Raw genomic sequence first — 17,939 nt, 5'->3', positions numbered from 1 at the left:
ACAGCACATCCTGTACTACCTTCGCGCTTGCCTATTGGCTCGAACGCTTTACAGATCCGGATTTTTATTTTGCTTTAAACATTCATAGAAAATACCTATTTCTGAATTTTGTCTGTCTTAAAAATGCGTTTATCGACAATAAGGGACTTTTCCCACTCTTTCGCGCTTCACTGCAGGCAGACAATTCGCACGCTCTATGACTAAAGTTTAGTCGTTACTGACCATATTGGGTCGCCACGCGCTCAATGCATCCCCCTGCCGCGATAAAAATTTCAACAGAATGATTGATCGTAAACGCGCCAGTAAATATGATAATGATTATCATTCAATTACAAATTGAGCGCGGGCAAATGAATATCTCGATGAATGCGTGGCTGCTGGGCAAAATTGATGACTATAAGTTCAGCGTGCGTGACGCCACGGTAGATTTCTACATGGCGGAAGCGTCGCTCAGGCGGCCGGAGTGCAATATCAACCACCTGAAACGCTACAACAACGTCAGCCTCAACATGGCCAATCTGTGCCTGGAAAACGGCGATGATGAAAGCTATCTGCACGCGTTGAGCAAGCTGCATAATCGGCTGATCGTGGAAATCAACAATCCGCAGCGCTGCCAGCTGTTTCGGGTTCAGAGCTACCATTTTGCCCGCCATACCCTGACCCTGATCTGCCAGAAATACGCGATGGAAGGCACCTGGGAGAAAGCCAACGCCTTCCAGAAGGACTTCGTCAAGCGGGTGCCGTTTCAGCTGTAACCCCGCCGACTGACAAGAAACCCGCAGGCCGGAATGCCTGCGGGGGAAGGAAACTTAATCGATCACTGCGGTAGTTAAACGCGAAGTGCAGCAAAGGCGGTCGCGCGAATCGAAGATTTCAATCTGCCACACCTGATGCCGACGACCAACATGCAGTGCGCGACAAACCCCGCGTACCTGGCCTTCAAACACCGCTCGCAGGTGGTTGGCATTGATCTCCAACCCTACTACTTTCTGATCGCTCTCGCTGCACAGGTAACCAGCCATCGATCCCATTGACTCCGCCAGCACCACCGAGGCCCCACCGTGCAACAAACCAAACGGCTGCCGCGTACGGTGGTCCACAGGCATGGTAGCCTCAAGGTAATCCTCTTCCATTCGGGTAAACTGGATCCCCACATGGCTGACCATACAGCCTTCACCAGCCTGGTTTAATTGTTCCAGCGTCGTTTCTCGTTTCCACAGTTTCACTCAATCATCTCCAGAAGTGCCTGTAATGGGTGCCGTACACCGTTACCCTCAATGCGTTTGACCTGGCTGCGACAGGAGTAACCGGTCGCCAGACAACGTTGCCGCGGCAAACGTTGCAATGCCTGGTGCCATGATAGCTCATAAATGCCGAGCGAATTCTGCAGGTTCTTCACTTCATGCCCGTAAGTACCCGCCATGCCGCAGCAGCCTACGCTGACATTTTCCAGCCTGGCGCCGAAGCGAGCAAAGATCGACGTCCAGTGCTGACCGCTGGCTGGTAAGGCCGTGGTTTCAGTACAGTGACCGAACAGATACCAGGCCTCACCGGTCGCAGGCTGTTCAGCCCGCTCGGCCAGCAGTTGCTGCAACCATTCGTGCACCAGTTGCACCTGGAAGTCCCCACGGGTTTCCCCCAGGATCTCGTTATATTCATCGCGATAACACAGCACCAGCGCCGGATCGACCCCCACCAGCGGCATACCGAGTTTTGCCACCCGATTGAGGAAATCGGCGGTTTTGCGCGCAGTACGAGCAAAGCGCGTCAGGAATCCTTTGATATGTTGCGCCTTGCCATTCGGAGAAAACGGCAGCAGCACCGGCCGGTAGCCGAGCTTTTCCACCAGCCGTACAAAGTCCGCCACCACTTTGGCATCGTAATAGCTGGTGAAGGGATCCTGCACGATCAAAACGTGCTGCTCGCGTTGTTCAGCATTCAGCGCTTCAAGCTGTTCCAGCGTCATGGTCGTAGCACCATGGCCGGAAAGCTGTTGACGCAGCGTCGGGCTGGAGAGCATCGGCAAATCAACCATGCCGACAGTATTGCGGCTTAGCTCACGCACCCAGGGCTGACGGAAGAAGAAGTTGAACACCTTGGGCGCTTTCGCCATCAGCGGCGTATAGCTCTCTACCCCGGCAACCATATAGTCACGCGCCGGCCGCAGATAACGCGTGTGGTAAAGCTGCAGGAAACGCGAACGGAAGCCCGGCACGTCAATCTTGATCGGGCATTGGGTAGAACAGGCTTTGCAGGCCAGACAGCCGGACATCGCCTCTTTCACCTCATGCGAGAAATCATATTCGCCTTTGCCGGCGTACCAGCTGTTACGGGTTTTCTCGATCAGCGTTCGGAAACTGAGCCGCTGCTGTGGCAGCTGTTTTTCCAACGCCACGGGATCGACGCCCTGCTCGGACAGCAGACGCAGCCATTCACGCACCAGCGCGGCCCGGCCTTTTGGCGAATGGATGCGATTGCCGGTGATTTTCATCGACGGGCACATCGGGCTACGCACGTCAAAGTTGAAGCACAGACCGTTGCCGTTACATTCCATCGCCCCCCGGAATGAAGTACGTACCTCGACAGGAATGCGGCGATCGAGGGTACCGCGCTTGACGGCGTCCACTTTCATCATTGGCGCATCGACGCCCAGCGGCGAGCAAATTTTGCCGGGGTTGAGGCGGTTGTTCGGATCGAATGCGGCTTTGATGCGACGCAGTTCCAGATACAGCTGCTCGCCGAAAAACTCCGGGCTGTATTCGGCACGGAAACCTTTACCGTGTTCACCCCACAGCAAGCCGCCGTATTTGGCGGTCAGTGCCACCACCCGATCGGAGAGCTGTTTCATCAGCACTTCCTGCTGGGGATCGCACATGTCCAGCGCGGGACGCACATGCAGCACGCCGGCATCGACGTGACCGAACATGCCGTAGCTGAGGTTGTGGCTGTCCAGCAACTGACGGAATTCGACGATGTAATCGGCCAGATGCTGAGGCGGCACGCAGGTGTCTTCGGCAAAGGGAATCGGTTTGGCCCGCCCTTTGGCGTTACCCAATAACCCGACCGCCTTTTTGCGCATGTTATAAATGCGCTCGATGCCCACCAAATCACCACAGATCTGATAGCCAATCACGCCGCCCTGCCTCTCGGAGATCAGCTCGTCCAATCGCAGGCACAGGCTTTCCATCTGCTGGTCGATCAGGACCTGGTCGTCACCGGCAAATTCGACGATGTTCAGGCCCAGCATCTCTTTATCCGGCACGTTGGTGATCAGTTCGCTCACCGAATGCCAGACGATATCCTCACGCGCCAGGTTCAACACCTTGGAATCGATGGTTTCTACCGACAACGCCTTGGCTTCAACCATAAAGGGCGCATTACGCAGCGCGGAATCAAAGGAGTCGTATTTAACGTTCACCAGACGACGAACCTTCGGCAGCGGCGTAATGTCCAACCGCGCTTCGGTAATAAAGGCCAACGTCCCCTCGGCACCGGTCAGAATACGCGTCAAATCGAAGGTTTGCAGATCGTCGCTAAATACGTGTCGCAGATCGTAGCCGGTCAGGAAGCGGTTTAGCTTGGGGAATTTCTCCAGGATCAGCGCGCGTTGGTCACGGCAACTCTTGAGTACCGTTCGGTAAATCTGCCCCTCAAGGGTTTCCTCACAGGCAATCGTTTCCGCCAGTGGCGTCGGCATGGCGCGAGTGTCGATCATGTCGCCGCCCAGCAAAACCGCCCGCAGGCCCAGTACGTGATCGGAGGTTTTACCGTACACCAGCGACCCCTGGCCGGAAGCGTCGGTATTGATCATGCCGCCCAGCGTGGCGCGGTTACTGGTGGAAAGCTCCGGCGAGAAAAAATAACCCAAGGGCCGCAGGTACTGGTTAAGCTGGTCTTTGATCACCCCAGCCTCCACCTTGACCCACCCCTGCTCGACGTTGATGTCCAGAATACGGTTCATGTGGCGCGACATGTCCACCACGATGCCGCTGTTAAGCGACTGTCCGTTGGTGCCGGTTCCGCCGCCGCGAGGGCTAAAGGTCAGCGCGCTGAAACGCTCTTCAGCCGCCAGGCGTGCAATCAGCGCCACGTCTGCGGTGGAGCGGGGAAACACTACCGCGTCGGGCAGCAACTGATAGATACTGTTGTCGGTCGCCATCGTCAGCCGGTCGGCGTAGCTGGTGGCGATATCGCCATTGAATCCGTTTTGCTTTAAGGCTTCCAAAAAGTCGAGCACCCGTTGAACGAGGCCGGGTGCCTGAGAAATCTGTGGGATCATTCGCTTTTTGACCCTGTCTGTCTATTTTTTATGCGCTTATGCACGCTGAATCAGGCCTTTATTCAGACCCACCCTACTTTTGATTAGGCATAAAAACTAACATACTCGTTTAGTGAAGGCATGCACATTATTAGGTCGTCAGACGACGCGCGATAAAAGGTGCGGCGCATGATGAAAAGTGAAGAAAATGCACCATGCTTAATCTAAACAAAGGAATTAACTTACCAGGATGAGAACCCATTCATGACAATCCCCCAGTCCCGATACGATTTGCCACGGATTATTTTTGGCGTGCTGTTTATCGCCATTATGATCGTCGCCTGTTTTTGGGTCATTCAACCGTTCATTCTCGGCTTCGCCTGGGCCGGCATGGTGGTTATCGCCACCTGGCCGCTGCTGATCAAGCTACAAAAAATACTTTGGGGCCGCCGCTCGCTGGCCGTGTTGGTCATGACGTTGCTGTTGATCCTGCTGTTCATCCTGCCGATTTCTCTGCTGGTCAGCAGCGTAGTAGACAACAGCGCGCCCGTGGTTGCCTGGGCCAGTACCCCCGGCAAGCTGCATATTCCCGATCTGGCGTGGCTGCAATCGATCCCGATGATCGGCGATAAGATATATAACAGCTACCATACGCTGGTGAGTGCCGGCGGCACCGCCCTGGTGGCGAAAGTGCAACCCTACTTCGGCCAAACCGCCACCTGGTTTGTGGCGCAGGCGGCGCATATTGGTCGCCTGTTGTTACATTGCACGCTGATGCTTTTGTTTAGCGTATTGCTCTATGCCCGTGGTGAGCAGGTTGCCCTGGGCATTCGCCACTTCGCAACGCGTCTTGGCGCCGAACGAGGCGATGCTGCCGTCGTGCTGGGTGGTCAGGCAATCCGTGCGGTGGCTTTGGGCGTGGTGGTGACGGCGCTGGTACAATCGGTATTGGGCGGTATTGGCCTGGCGGTGACTGGCATTCCAGCCGCCACCCTGCTGACGGTGCTGATCTTTATCTGCTGTGTCGCGCAACTGGGGCCGCTGTTGGTGCTGGTGCCAGCCATTATCTGGCTGTACTGGAGCGGTGACACCACCTGGGGCACCGTGCTGCTGGTCTGGAGCTGCGTGGTGGCTACGCTGGATAACGTATTGAGGCCGGTGCTGATCCGCATGGGTGCCGATCTGCCGATGCTGCTGATCTTGTCCGGTGTTATCGGCGGCCTATTGGCTTTCGGCATGATTGGCCTGTTTATCGGCCCTGTGGTGCTGGCGGTGTCTTATCGCTTGCTCACCGCCTGGATGAACGAAGCACCGGAACCGACAACCGATCTGGAAGAAGTCGCCAAAGACCTGGAACAGATGTAATCCGGATCTCTGCCCGGCTCCCCGGGCAGTATCCTTTCTTTATCCACACCCATTCTCATTTACTTCAATCCGTCGCAGCGATAATTAATAAAGTCCCCCTCAATGCCGGGCTAGCGTGCATTAATTAAACATACCGCATGAATACATCTTTTTAGCCTGAAGATAAAATTGAGCAAGGTTTAAAATAAATGGGAACCTGGATCTTGATTAGGATGATTCTTAATGACTAATTTCGTTTAAATATCTAGTATTATTGCCATCTATTGCTTCAAACATCTGATTTAAAGCAAGATTTCCTAACAATGTAATGCCATACATGTGAATTGCTGTGTGTAGTCTTTGCCCGTCTCCTATGATGGGCTTTTTTTTATTCTTTTTTTGGCCAAGATTAATGCCGAAATCCATTCTATTTACATTCAGAAATAATAAAGCCGTAACCTGAGCTACGGCTTTAGAGTTAATGCGGAATCTTATGTCGCAGAATTACTTTTTCTTCGACAGATTGACCCAGGTTTGCACCACGGTATCCGGGTTGAGCGACAGGCTGTCAATGCCCTGCTCCATCAACCACTCGGCGAAGTCCTCATGATCGGAAGGGCCCTGCCCGCAAATACCGACGTATTTGCCATGGCGTTTAGCCGCTTGAATCGCCATCGACAGCAGCGCTTTAACCGCCTCGTTACGCTCGTCAAACAGTTCAGACACCACGCCCGAATCGCGATCCAGCCCCAGCGTCAGCTGGGTCATGTCGTTGGAGCCGATAGAGAAGCCATCGAAGTGTTCCAGGAACTGATCGGCCAACAGGGCATTGGACGGAATTTCGCACATCATAATCACTTTCAGGCCGTTTTCGCCACGCTTCAGACCCTGACGCGCCAATTCGGCGACCACCGCTTCCGCCTGCGCTACGGTACGCACGAAAGGCACCATGATTTCGACGTTGGTCAGGCCCATTTCATTACGCACGCGTTTTACCGCGTCGCATTCCATCGCGAAGCAATCGCGGAAGCTGTCGGCGACGTAACGGCCGGCGCCACGGAAGCCCAACATCGGGTTCTCTTCATGCGGCTCGTATTTCTCACCGCCCACGAGGTTGGCATATTCATTGGATTTGAAGTCAGACAGGCGCACAATCACCCGCTTCGGCCAGAATGCCGCCCCCAGCGTGGCAATCCCTTCAGTCAGGCGGCCCACATAGAACTCGACCGGGTGGTCGTAGCCTTGCATCAGCGCCTTGATTTCCTGCTGCAGTTCTGGAGTCTGTTGATCAAACTCCAGCAACGCCCTCGGGTGTACGCCAATCATGCGGTTGATGATAAATTCCAGCCGGGCCAGGCCCACGCCTTCGTTCGGCAAGCGCGCAAAGTCAAAGGCGCGGTCGGGGTTACCGACGTTCATCATGATTTTCAGCGGCAGTGACGGCAGCTCGGTCACTTCGGAACTCTGCACGCTGAAGTCGAGCATATCGCTGTACACAAAGCCGGTATCGCCTTCCGCACAAGAGACGGTGACCTTCTGGCCGGCATTCAGCAGATCGGTAGCGTTACCGCAACCGACCACGGCAGGAATGCCGAGCTCGCGCGCGATGATCGCCGCGTGGCAGGTACGGCCGCCACGGTTGGTGACGATTGCCGCGGTCTTTTTCATGATCGGTTCCCAGTCCGGGTCGGTCATGTCCGTCACCAGCACGTCGCCTGGCTCGATCAGGTCCATTTCGCTGATATTATGGATGACTTTTACCGGGCCTGCGCCAATGCGGTGGCCGATGGCGCGCCCTTCCACCAGCACCGGGCTGCTGCCGTTAAGCTGGTAACGCTCCATCGTCTGTTCGTTGGAACGCACGGTTTCCGGACGGGCCTGAACAATCAGCAGCTTGCCGGTATGGCCGTCTTTGGCCCACTCGATATCCATCGGACGACCGTAGTGTTTTTCGATCAGCAGTGCCTGATGCGCCAGGCCCTGTACTTCTTCGTCGGTCAGAGAGAAACGATTGCGTTGCTGCTCTGGCACGTCTTCAATTTGTACCTGCTTGCCGTGATCCTGCGAAGGTGCGTACACCATGCGGATTTTCTTCGACCCGAGGTTACGACGCACGATAGCCGGCTTGCCTTTCAGCAGCGTCGGTTTATGCACGTAGAATTCGTCAGGGTTTACCGCGCCCTGCACTACCATTTCACCCAGGCCGAAGGCGGAAGTGATAAACACCACCTGGTCAAAACCGGATTCGGTATCGATGGTGAACATCACGCCGGAAGACGCCAGGTCAGAACGTACCATGCGCTGCACGCCGGCCGATAAGGCCACGCCGCGGTGATCGTAACCCTGATGCACGCGGTAAGAGATGGCACGGTCGTTAAACAATGAGGCATATACGTGCTTGATCGCCACCATTACGGCGTCGATGCCCTGCACGTTGAGGAAGGTTTCCTGCTGCCCGGCAAAGGAAGCGTCCGGCATGTCTTCTGCGGTGGCGGAAGAACGCACGGCAAAAGAGGCTTCCGGCTCGCCGTCGGCCAGTTGCTGGTAAGCCAGGTTTATTTCGCGCTCGAACTCTGCATGGAACGGCGTGTCGATGATCCATTGACGGATTTGCGCGCCGGCCTTGGTCAGTTGGGCAATGTCGTCAACGTCAGTTTGATCCAGTAACTGATAGATGCGCTGGTTAACACCGCTTTGCTCGAGGAAATCGTTAAACGCCTGCGCGGTGGTGGCAAAACCGTTTGGCACGGCTACGCCCAAATCGGAAAGATTGGTGATCATTTCACCGAGGGAGGCATTTTTGCCGCCGACACGGTCAACGTCGTGCATGCCGAGCTGGTTGTACCAAAGCACATTACGCAAGTCTGGGCCATTGTTGGACATCGAGACAATCCTTATTGCTATCAGTAGGGTATAGACGGATTTAATTCGCTTGCTTTCTCAGCGCCGCTAAAACGGTGCCGAATCAGACTAGCACAATGATCCATAGGAAATGGAAAGGTGAATCGATCAACCCGGCGAAGAAAATGGATTTTAGGAAAACTTCCTGAAATGAAAAATGAGGATGGAATCGTTCCCTGTCGCACTAATAGCTTAAATCTCAACAAATTAAGTAATTTTTAAACTTGATTTTTAAAAACCATATTATCACTAATGACTTTGGTGAAAATAACATCGTTCTGTGGAACCATTCCTCAAGAAAAAGAAATCCCTGCTTTTCATAAAATTTAAAATAGCGTTTCAATCAATAACGCTCCGACGAAAGCTTATTCCTTGATCGGCGAAATTAATCGACGACTCTGCCCTCACTATCACATTTTTTTTGCCCGCCCCTTTACCGCTCGATCATCTCAAGCCCATGATAAGAGCAAGCAGATGCGATAACTGCATCACCGTTCAGGTAAGGAGCCTCGGGTGGAAAGAAGCGTTTTTTATATTTCGGATGGTACGGCGATCACCGCCGAGGTTTTGGGCCACGCCGTGCTGTCTCAATTTCCGGTGAAGGCCACAACCTTTACGCTGCCCTTTGTCGAAACCGAGGCGCGCGCCCGTGGAGTCTGTCAGCAGATTAATGATATCTATCGAGATACCGGCGTGCGGCCCTTGGTGTTTTACTCGATCATTTCGCCGGAAGTGCGCAAAGTCATCACCCAGAGCGAAGGGTTTTGTCAGGATATTGTGCAAGCACTGGTCGGCCCGCTGCAGGGCGAGTTAGAGGTGGAGCCCACCCCGGTCCCTAATCGTACCCACGGCCTGACGGCCAGCAACCTCGGTAAATATGATGCCCGTATCGCGGCTATTGACTACACGTTAGCCCATGATGACGGCATTTCGCTGCGCAATCTCGACCAGGCCCAGGTGATTTTGCTCGGGGTTTCACGCTGTGGCAAAACCCCCACCAGCCTGTACCTGGCGATGCAGTTCGGTATCCGCGCCGCCAACTACCCGTTTACCGCCGATGATATGGACAATTTACACCTTCCCGCCGCGCTGAAGCCGTTTCAGCACAAGCTTTTCGGCCTGACTATCGATCCGGAGCGTTTAGCCGCTATCCGTGAAGAACGGCGCGAAAACAGCCGTTATGCCTCTATTCGCCAGTGTCGAATGGAGCTTGCCGAGGTGGAAGCGCTGTTCCGTAAAAACCAGATCCGTTATCTCAATACCACCAATTATTCGGTAGAGGAGATCTCGACCAAAATTCTGGACATTCTGGGCATGAGCCGCCGCATGTTCTAGTTTTCACGCGGTGGGCCGGTCCCCTACCGCGTGCTGCTTATTTCTTCATTGGCGACGTTTTTTGTGCTTTTTTTAGCGATTCTGATCAACAGAACACAGTTTCTCCGGTTGAATTCATCGGTTTTTACGTTATTGTGATCGCCATCACTTCCCGGCACTCCTGCCGCAGCGAAGAAAAGTCTTTAGAGAAAATCATGCACAAAACAGATGAACTGCGGACCGCGCGCATCGACAGCCTTGTCACGCCGCAAGAACTGGCGGAGAAGTTGCCGATCTCGGCGGAAATCGCGGATAACGTGACGGCCTCCCGGCAACGCATTGAAAAAATCCTGACCGGTGAAGATCGCCGCCTGCTGGTGGTTATCGGCCCATGCTCGATACACGATCTCGACGCCGCCGTAGACTATGCCGGCCGCCTGAACCAACTGCGCATACGTTACCAGGATCGCCTGGAAATCGTGATGCGCACCTATTTTGAAAAACCGCGTACCGTGGTGGGCTGGAAAGGCCTGATCTCCGATCCGGCGCTGGATGGCAGCTTCCAGGTGAATCGTGGGATCGAAATGGCGCGTCGGCTGCTGCTGGAAGTGAACCAGCTCGGCCTGCCTACCGCTACCGAATTCCTCGATATGGTGGTCGGTCAATATATCGCCGACCTGATCAGTTGGGGCGCGATTGGCGCACGGACCACCGAAAGCCAGATCCACCGTGAGATGGCCTCGGCGCTCTCCTGCCCGGTGGGCTTCAAAAACGGTACCGACGGCAATACCCGCATCGCCATTGACGCCATTCGTGCGGCGCGCGCCGGGCACATGTTCCTGTCCCCGGACAAACACGGCCAGATGACTATCTATCAGACCAGCGGCAATCCTTACGGTCATATCATCATGCGCGGTGGCAAAACCCCGAACTACCATGCTACCGATATCGTTGCCGCTTGCGACAGCCTGCGTGAATTCGACCTGCCGGAACACCTGGTGATCGACTTCAGCCACGGCAACTGCCAGAAACTGCATCGCCGCCAGTTGGAAGTAGCAGAAAATGTTTGCCAGCAAATCCGTGCCGGTTCTGCTGCCGTGACCGGCGTGATGGCGGAAAGCTTCCTGGTGGAAGGCACCCAGAAAATCGTGGCCGGTCAACCGCTCACCTACGGTCAGTCAATTACCGATCCTTGCCTGAGCTGGGCCGACAGCGAACAGCTGCTGGCCATGCTGGCCGATGCGGTAGATACCCGCTTCTGATGCCAAAGCCGGGGCGCCCGTCCCGGCTTTTTCCCCTGTCATCCGCTCATCTATACTGTTAGCAACTCTCGCAGTCTCCCTGGAAAGGATTTGGAACCTCGACATGATCCACTCACTGTTATCCATCCCCTGCGTCACCCTGCAAGGGGAACACAAAACGCTGGGGGATTTCCCCGCCCGAGCCTATCTGGTGGTTAACACCGCCAGTAAATGCGGTTTTACGCCGCAATACCGTGGGCTGGAAAACCTGTGGCAGTATTACCGCGAACGGGGGCTGATGGTGCTGGGCTTTCCCTGCAATCAGTTCGGTTCCCAAGAGCCCGGTAATCCCCTGGAGATCGCCAACTTCTGCACTCTGAACTACGGCGTCAGCTTCCCGCTGTTCAGCAAGATTGAGGTCAACGGTCCTGGGGCGCATCCGCTGTTCAATGAATTGAAACGCCTTGCTCCGGGCGTATTAGGCAGCCAGCGAATCAAATGGAACTTCACCAAATTCCTGCTGACCGCCGACGGTCAACGGGTGAAACGCTTCGCACCGATCACCAAACCCGAGCGCCTGTTCGACCGCATTGAAACCCTGCTGAAATAACCTTGTTTTAGACGGGCTGAGCCCCTTCAGCCCCTCTCACCTTCCCTTCCTACAAAAAGGTTCCATCGGTAAGAAAATTTTCCTTGATGTAACCTTTCGTTCACATGATAATGATTCTCACTTTGATATTAATTGCTATTTAACGGTCTGTTTTATAAACACATGACGATGGATAATCACAATCACGACTTACCTGCCAAAACCGTAAGCCCCGCGGTGAGTGGCCTGACCTCGCCTCCCTGCTACGACAGCGCTCAGCTGCTCGACGCCGAGGGCGTGGCGATCATCATCCATCAGGGCCAGCGCTACCAGCTGCGGCAGACCAAAGCCGGGAAATTGATCCTGACCAAATAACACCCATCCCTCACGCCAGCCACCCCGATCGATATTGATCCAGGCAGCCAGCAAATCTATTGATATGTTAAAAACATACGGAGAGTTGCGACATGCCTCTGATCCCTTACACCCGGCTGCGTTTATCCGCATTGAGTCTGGCGATTGCCTGCGCTCTGCCGACGGTGACTTTTGCACAAACCAACCACACGGCTTCTTCTTCCAGCGATGTGTCGGCTAAAACGAGTAAAGCCAGCGACGAAACCCTGACCGTTGCCGCCACCGGCAATGCACGCAGCAGTTTTGAAGCGCCGATGATGGTCACCGTGATCGAAGGCAATAGCCCTGAAAGCCAGACCGCCACCAGCGCCGCCGACATGCTGCGCCGCGTGCCGGGCATAACCGTCAATGGCACCGGCCGTACCAATGGCCAAGATGTTTTCATGCGCGGCTACGGTAAAAACGGCGTACTGACGCTGGTAGACGGTATCCGTCAAGGCACCGATACCGGTCATCTTGGCGCCACCTTCCTGGATCCGGCACTGGTAAAACGCATTGAAGTGGTACGCGGCCCTTCGGCCCTGCTTTACGGCAGTGGCGCACTGGGCGGCGTAATTGCTTATGAAACCGTGGATGCCGCCGATCTGCTGCTGCCAGGTCATGACACCGGGTTCCGGGTTTACGGCACCGCGGGCAGTGGCGATCACAGCCTGGGTATGGGCGCCAGCGCCTATGGCAAGACCGACAACCTCGACGGCCTGCTGTCATTCGGCACTCGCGACGTTGGGGATTTGCGTCAGGGCAACGGTTTTGACGCGCCCAACGACGAGACCATCAGCAATGTGCTGGCCAAAGGCACCTGGAAGATTGATGAAAATCAATCATTAAGTGGTGACCTGCGCTACTACAACAATCGGGCGCAGGAACCGAAAAACCCGCAGGAGTCCGCCAGCAGCAGCGGTAACCTGATGACCGATCGTTCAAGCATCCAGCGTGACGGTCAACTCAGCTACAAACTTAAACCGGTGGGTCAGGATTGGCTCGACGCCGTAGCCAAAGTCTATTATTCCGAAGTGGAGATCAACGCCCACACTCATGGCAACGAAGACGAGGCGCGTAAACAAACTACCCGTGGCGCGAAACTGGAAAACCGCACCCGCCTGTTTGCTGACACCTTCGCTTCTCATCTGTTTACCTATGGCAGTGAAGCTTACAAGCAGGAACAAACGCCGGGCGGTGCAACAGAGAGCTTCCCCCAAGCGAAAATCAACTTTGCTTCCGGTTGGTTACAAGATGAAATTACCCTGCGAGACCTGCCGGTGACCCTGCTTGCCGGGACTCGTTACGATAACTACAAAGGCTCAAGCGACGGCTATGCGGATGTGGATGCTGACAAGTGGTCATCTCGTGGCGCTATCAGCATTACGCCAACCGATTGGCTGATGTTGTTCGGTTCTTACTCGCAGGCATTTCGTGCGCCGACCATGGGTGAAATGTATAACGACTCTAAACATTTCTCTATTCCCATGGGACCTACCACCATCACCAACAATTGGGTACCTAATCCGAATCTGAAACCGGAAACTAATGCCACCCAAGAGTATGGTTTCGGGCTGCGCTTTGACGATCTGCTCTTAGCTGACGATAGTCTGCAATTCAAAGCCAGTTACTTCGACACCAAAGCCCGAGACTACATCACTACCGACGTCACCATGGAGTTGGGACGTGGTCCCCGTGGCCCTTATTGCATCAGTTGCACCACTTTCTCGACCAATATCGATCGTGCGAAGATCTGGGGTTGGGATGCCATGTTGAGCTATAAAACGCCAATTTTTGGCTGGGATTTGGCATACAACCGAACACGTGGAAAAAATGAAACCAGCGGCGAATGGTTAAACAGCATCAATCCAGACACCGTTACCAGCACGCTGGATATCCCGCTGGGTGAAACCGGTCTCTCTACCGGGTGGGTTGCGACGTTGGCCCAACGCGCCAGCCGTGTAGAAACTGGCACGCCAGAGCAAGGCGGCTACGGCGTCAATGATTTCTACCTGAGCTATAAAGGCCGCGATCGTCTGCAGGGCGTTACCACCACCGTGGTGCTGGGCAACGCCTTCGACAAAGAATACTACTCGCCGCAGGGCATTCCGCAGGATGGCCGCAACGCCAAACTGTTGGTCAGCTATCAGTGGTAACGTTTTGAATCCGGCGGGCAACCCGAATGCCCGCCGATTGCACCTCTCACAGGAGAACTATCAATGAGCAATACCCTCTACCAACGCTACCAGCAGGCAAAAATTGATAACCCAGGCAAATACGCGCGCGATCTGGCCGAGCTGCTTAGCGTTAGCGAAGCAGAACTGACCCATGCTCGCGTCGGTCAGGATACTCGTCGTCTGCAGGCCGATGCCCGCACCCTGCTGACCGAGCTGGAGCAGGTTGGCGTCACCAAATCCATCACCCGTAACAGCTACGCGGTGCACGAGCAGATGGGGCGCTACCTCAACCAGCATCTGAACGGCCACGCGGGGCTGATCCTCAACCCACGCGAATTGGATTTGCGGCTGTTCCTCAATCAGTGGGCCAGCGCCTTCGCCATGAGCGAAACCAACAAGCGCGGTGTGCGTCACAGCATTCAGTTCTTCGATCATCAGGGTGATGCGTTGCATAAGGTGTACACCACCGACGAAACCGACCTGGCCGCCTGGATGGCGCTGGTGGAACGCCACCTGAGTGCAGAAAACCCGGCGTTGGCACTGAAAGCCCCGGACGCCACCGTCAGTAACGCCGCACCGGACAACGAAAAGATCGACCGCGAATGGCGTGAAATGACCGATGTTCACCAGTTCTTCCAGTTGTTAAGCCGCAATAAGCTGACGCGTCAGCAGGCCTTCAAGGCCGTCGGCAACGATTTGGCCTACCGGGTGGATAACAGCGCCCTGTCCCAGTTGCTCAACGCAGCGTTGGATCTGCAAAACGAAATCATGATTTTTGTCGGCAACCGCGGCTGCGTGCAGATCTTCACCGGTCAGATCGAGCGTCTGATGCCGCAGGAAGGCTGGATTAACGTGTTTAACCGTCGTTTCACCCTGCACCTGATCGAAGACGCAATTGCCGAAAGCTGGATCACCCGCAAGCCAACCAAAGACGGCTTTGTCACCAGCCTGGAGCTGTTTGCCGCGGACGGCACGCAAATCGCCCAGCTTTACGGCCAGCGTACCGAAGGCCAGCCGGAACAAACCCAGTGGCGTGAGCAGGTTGCCGCGCTTGAACCCAAGGACATTGCCGCATGAAACCCTCATTGACCCGTCGCCTGGCGTTGTGCATTGCGCTGGCGTTACCCTTCTCCGCTGCGGCGGCGGAACGTATTGTCTCGATAGGCGGTGACGTCACCGAAATTGCCTTCGCACTCGGCGCGGGCGATGAGGTGATTGCGCGCGACAGTACCAGTCTGCAACCGGAAGCCGTCAAAAAGCTGCCGGATGTCGGCTACATGCGTCAGCTTAATGCCGAAGGTATTCTGGCGTTGAAACCTTCGCTGGTGCTGACGACCGAACTGGCCGAACCGGCGCTGGTGCTCAAACAGCTGGAAGAAAGCGGCGTTAAGATCGTACGCATTCCGGGCGATACCACGTTGCAAAGCGTGCCGGAGAAAATCGAGGTGATCGCCAATGCGTTGCAGCGTACCGAGCAAGGCAAAAAGCTGAGCCAACGGTATCAGCAACAGCTGGCGGCGGTGAAAACCGATGCTCTGCCGGTCAAGGTCCTGTTCGTCATGAGCCACGGGGGGATTACGCCGATGGCCGCCGGGCAACACACCGCCGCCGACGCGGTCATCACGGCAGCCGGTTTGAAGAATGCGATGCAGGGATTCAGTCGCTATCGTCCCCTGTCGCAGGAAGGCGTGATCGCCAGCGCGCCCGATCTGCTGTTGGTCACCACTGACGGCATAAAAACGCTCGGTGGCCAACAACAATTGTGGAACTTGCCGGGCGTCGCACTCACGCCAGCGGGGAAAAACCACCGCGTGCTGGTGGTTGACGATATGGCGCTGCTGGGCTTTGGGCTGGAAACGCCGGCGGCGTTGGCCAAACTACGCCACGCGGCGGAGCAAAAGTAATGCGCAGTCGCACTTCCCCACGCGTGGCGATTGCCGGCCTGCTGGTGTTACTGGCGCTGCTGGCGCTGGGTGCCGCCAATATGGGGGCATTGCCCCTGTCGTTTCGCACTCTGTGGCAACAGCCGTTCAGCGACACCGCCTGGCATATCTGGTTAAATATCCGTCTGCCGCGCGTACTGCTGGCGGTGGTGATCGGCTGTGCATTAGCGGTATCTGGTGCCGTCATGCAAGGGTTGTTTCGCAACCCGCTGGCTGACCCGAGCCTGCTGGGCATCAGCAGCGGCGGCGCGCTGTTTGTCGCGCTGATTATCGTGATGCCTCTGGCGTTGCCTCCGGTGATTGCCCTGTATGGCCATATGCTGGCGGCGTTCCTCGGCAGCATGCTGGTGTCGCTGTTGATCTACGGTATCAGCCGCAGCGGCCACGGCAGCCTGTCGCGCCTGCTGCTGGCGGGGATTGCCATCAACGCCCTGTGCATGGCGGCGATTGGCGTGCTGTCTTACCTCAGCAACGACCAACAGCTGCGTCAGTTCTCGCTGTGGATGATGGGCAGCCTTAGCCAGTCGCAATGGCCGACGCTGGTGGTGTGCGCTTCCCTGATCCTGCCGACCACCTTACTGACCCTGTTACAGGCGCGTCGCCTGAATCTGTTGCAACTGGGGGATGAAGAAGCACATTACCTCGGGGTCAACGTCCAGCGCGCCAAGCTGCAACTGCTGTTGCTTAGCGCCTTGTTGATTGGCGCTTCGGTGGCGATGAGCGGCGTGATTGGCTTTATCGGTCTGGTGGTGCCGCACCTGGTACGCATGCGCCTCGGCGGCGACCACCGCTGGCTGTTGCCCTGCTCCGCGTTGGGCGGTGCCTGCCTGCTGTTGGTCAGCGATACGCTGGCACGCACCCTGGTAGCACCGGCGGAAATGCCGGTCGGGTTGATGACCAGCCTGATCGGCGGGCCTTACTTCTTATGGCTGGTGATGCGCCAGCGGGAGCGTGTGGGTGGATAACTCCTCAAGCCTGACGGTGCAGCAATTGCGTTACAGCCTGGGTTCACGTCGGCTGATAAACGACGTTTCGCTCAGTATCGCCAGCGGCGAAATGGTGGCAATAATCGGGCCAAACGGCGCAGGTAAGTCTACGTTGTTGCGCTTGTTAACCGGCTATCTGGCTCCGGGTTGCGGCGAATGTCAGCTGCTGGGACGACCGTTAGAACAGTGGCAACCGCAGCAGCTGGCGAAGGTACGCGCGGTGATGCGCCAGCACAGTGATTTGGCCTTTCCTTTTACCGTGGAGGAAGTGGTCAGCATGGGACGCGCGCCGCATGGCAAACGCGATGCACGGCACGCGGTGCAACAGGTGATGGCGCAAACCGACTGCCTTGAACTGGCCCAACGCGATTATCGCCAGCTTTCCGGCGGCGAGCAGCAACGGGTACAGTTGGCCCGCGTGCTGGCACAACTTTGGCAACCACAGCCCACCCCGTCCTGGCTGTTCCTTGACGAACCGACTTCGGCACTGGATCTCTACCACCAGCAACATACGCTGAGGTTGCTGCGCACGCTTACGCGCCAACAGCCGATCGCGGTGTGCTGCGTGCTGCATGACCTCAACCTGGCCGCGCTGTATGCCGACCGCATTTTATTGCTGCATCAGGGGCAATTGGTCGCCTCGGGTACGCCGCAGGAGGTGTTGCAGGCGGAAATACTCACCCGCTGGTATCAGGCAGATTTGGGGGTAGTACATCACCCGGAAGTGGCGTTACCGCAGGTGTATTTACGCCAGTAGTGGCAGTACCGGGCGCGGTACCCGCCGCGCCCGTCA

14 protein-coding genes and 1 other RNA gene are annotated in these 17,939 nt (G+C 55.9%); 12 read left to right on the top strand and 3 right to left on the bottom strand.

The features are described 5' to 3' along the window. Positions 1-350: 350 nt before the first annotated feature. Positions 351-755 (top strand): hypothetical protein, encoded by a 405-nt coding sequence (locus tag EBA31_RS11345; protein ID WP_004943694.1) that lies wholly within the window; start codon positions 351-353, stop codon positions 753-755. Between the two features lie 54 nt (positions 756-809). Here EBA31_RS11345 and menI read toward each other — a convergent pair whose 3' ends face one another. Together menI and EBA31_RS11335 are read right to left on the bottom strand one after the other, a co-directional pair. Then, complete coding sequence (gene menI / locus EBA31_RS11340; RefSeq protein WP_122079104.1) at positions 810-1,226, bottom strand: 1,4-dihydroxy-2-naphthoyl-CoA hydrolase; 417 nt, start codon at positions 1,224-1,226, stop codon at positions 810-812. Beyond that, entirely contained in the window at positions 1,223-4,279 is a 3,057-nt protein-coding gene (locus tag EBA31_RS11335; protein ID WP_122079101.1) for an FAD-binding and (Fe-S)-binding domain-containing protein, read from the bottom strand. Before EBA31_RS11335 ends, menI begins: the two co-directional genes overlap by 4 nt. Positions 4,280-4,522: 243 nt before the next feature. On the opposite strand from EBA31_RS11335, the gene ydiK reads away from it, so the two are divergent. Then, the gene (gene ydiK / locus EBA31_RS11330; RefSeq protein ID WP_020826650.1) at positions 4,523-5,623 is read left to right on the top strand and encodes an AI-2E family transporter YdiK; all 1,101 of its coding nucleotides are present in this window, start codon (positions 4,523-4,525) and stop codon (positions 5,621-5,623) included. 260 nt (positions 5,624-5,883) lie between these two features. Next, an RNA gene (rprA, locus tag EBA31_RS11325) (antisense sRNA RprA) lies at positions 5,884-5,994 on the top strand. A gap of 112 nt (positions 5,995-6,106) precedes the next feature. Here the strand turns inward: rprA and ppsA are convergent. Continuing rightward, the gene (ppsA, locus tag EBA31_RS11320) at positions 6,107-8,485 is read right to left on the bottom strand and encodes a phosphoenolpyruvate synthase (RefSeq protein WP_122079099.1); all 2,379 of its coding nucleotides are present in this window, start codon (positions 8,483-8,485) and stop codon (positions 6,107-6,109) included. A gap of 531 nt (positions 8,486-9,016) precedes the next feature. Between ppsA and EBA31_RS11310 the strand changes: the two genes are divergently transcribed. The 9 genes from EBA31_RS11310 to EBA31_RS11270 all read left to right on the top strand — a co-directional run bounded on the left by EBA31_RS11310 (position 9,017) and on the right by EBA31_RS11270 (position 17,903). Beyond that, the gene (locus tag EBA31_RS11310) at positions 9,017-9,838 is read left to right on the top strand and encodes a pyruvate, water dikinase regulatory protein (RefSeq protein ID WP_017892646.1); all 822 of its coding nucleotides are present in this window, start codon (positions 9,017-9,019) and stop codon (positions 9,836-9,838) included. A gap of 194 nt (positions 9,839-10,032) precedes the next feature. After that, a complete protein-coding gene (locus EBA31_RS11305; protein ID WP_046373703.1) occupies positions 10,033-11,079 on the top strand; it encodes a 3-deoxy-7-phosphoheptulonate synthase in 1,047 nt (348 codons plus the stop codon). Between the two features lie 103 nt (positions 11,080-11,182). After that, positions 11,183-11,668, top strand: coding sequence for a glutathione peroxidase (locus EBA31_RS11300; RefSeq protein WP_122079096.1), 486 nt, complete (start codon positions 11,183-11,185; stop codon positions 11,666-11,668). A gap of 162 nt (positions 11,669-11,830) precedes the next feature. Further along, entirely contained in the window at positions 11,831-12,022 is a 192-nt protein-coding gene (hemP, locus tag EBA31_RS11295) for a hemin uptake protein HemP (protein WP_170868563.1), read from the top strand. Between the two features lie 92 nt (positions 12,023-12,114). Next, positions 12,115-14,196, top strand: coding sequence for a TonB-dependent hemoglobin/transferrin/lactoferrin family receptor (locus tag EBA31_RS11290; protein WP_122079093.1), 2,082 nt, complete (start codon positions 12,115-12,117; stop codon positions 14,194-14,196). A gap of 63 nt (positions 14,197-14,259) precedes the next feature. Beyond that, the gene (locus EBA31_RS11285; RefSeq protein WP_122079089.1) at positions 14,260-15,294 is read left to right on the top strand and encodes a hemin-degrading factor; all 1,035 of its coding nucleotides are present in this window, start codon (positions 14,260-14,262) and stop codon (positions 15,292-15,294) included. Beyond that, positions 15,291-16,121 (top strand): hemin ABC transporter substrate-binding protein, encoded by an 831-nt coding sequence (locus EBA31_RS11280; protein WP_046373706.1) that lies wholly within the window; start codon positions 15,291-15,293, stop codon positions 16,119-16,121. The genes EBA31_RS11285 and EBA31_RS11280 overlap by 4 nt, the downstream gene beginning before the upstream one ends. Next, positions 16,121-17,125, top strand: a complete 1,005-nt coding sequence (locus EBA31_RS11275; RefSeq protein WP_122079087.1) for an iron ABC transporter permease — start codon at positions 16,121-16,123, stop codon at positions 17,123-17,125. Before EBA31_RS11280 ends, EBA31_RS11275 begins: the two co-directional genes overlap by 1 nt. Next, on the top strand, positions 17,118-17,903 hold the full coding sequence (locus EBA31_RS11270) for a heme ABC transporter ATP-binding protein (protein ID WP_122079085.1): 786 nt from the start codon (positions 17,118-17,120) through the stop codon (positions 17,901-17,903). Before EBA31_RS11275 ends, EBA31_RS11270 begins: the two co-directional genes overlap by 8 nt. The last annotated feature ends 36 nt before the right edge of the window (positions 17,904-17,939 follow it).

The organism is Serratia sp. P2ACOL2, from assembly GCF_003691565.1.
Taxonomy (GTDB): domain Bacteria; phylum Pseudomonadota; class Gammaproteobacteria; order Enterobacterales; family Enterobacteriaceae; genus Serratia; species Serratia liquefaciens.
The sequence above is the reverse complement of the archived record's forward strand: the minus strand, read 5'-3'. Positions and strand labels throughout refer to the sequence as shown.

Excerpts from the sequence above, each read along its gene's own strand:
- EBA31_RS11345 (WP_004943694.1), top strand. The coding sequence starts at position 351 with ATGAATATCTCGATGAATGCGTGGCTGCTGGGCAAAATTGATGACTAT.
- EBA31_RS11335 (WP_122079101.1), bottom strand. The coding sequence starts at position 4,279 with ATGATCCCACAGATTTCTCAGGCACCCGGCCTCGTTCAACGGGTGCTC.
- ydiK (WP_020826650.1), top strand. The coding sequence starts at position 4,523 with ATGACAATCCCCCAGTCCCGATACGATTTGCCACGGATTATTTTTGGC.
- ppsA (WP_122079099.1), bottom strand. The coding sequence starts at position 8,485 with ATGTCCAACAATGGCCCAGACTTGCGTAATGTGCTTTGGTACAACCAG.
- EBA31_RS11305 (WP_046373703.1), top strand. The coding sequence starts at position 10,033 with ATGCACAAAACAGATGAACTGCGGACCGCGCGCATCGACAGCCTTGTC.
- EBA31_RS11300 (WP_122079096.1), top strand. The coding sequence starts at position 11,183 with ATGATCCACTCACTGTTATCCATCCCCTGCGTCACCCTGCAAGGGGAA.
- hemP (WP_170868563.1), top strand. The coding sequence starts at position 11,831 with ATGACGATGGATAATCACAATCACGACTTACCTGCCAAAACCGTAAGC.
- EBA31_RS11290 (WP_122079093.1), top strand. The coding sequence starts at position 12,115 with ATGCCTCTGATCCCTTACACCCGGCTGCGTTTATCCGCATTGAGTCTG.
- EBA31_RS11285 (WP_122079089.1), top strand. The coding sequence starts at position 14,260 with ATGAGCAATACCCTCTACCAACGCTACCAGCAGGCAAAAATTGATAAC.
- EBA31_RS11280 (WP_046373706.1), top strand. The coding sequence starts at position 15,291 with ATGAAACCCTCATTGACCCGTCGCCTGGCGTTGTGCATTGCGCTGGCG.
- EBA31_RS11275 (WP_122079087.1), top strand. The coding sequence starts at position 16,121 with ATGCGCAGTCGCACTTCCCCACGCGTGGCGATTGCCGGCCTGCTGGTG.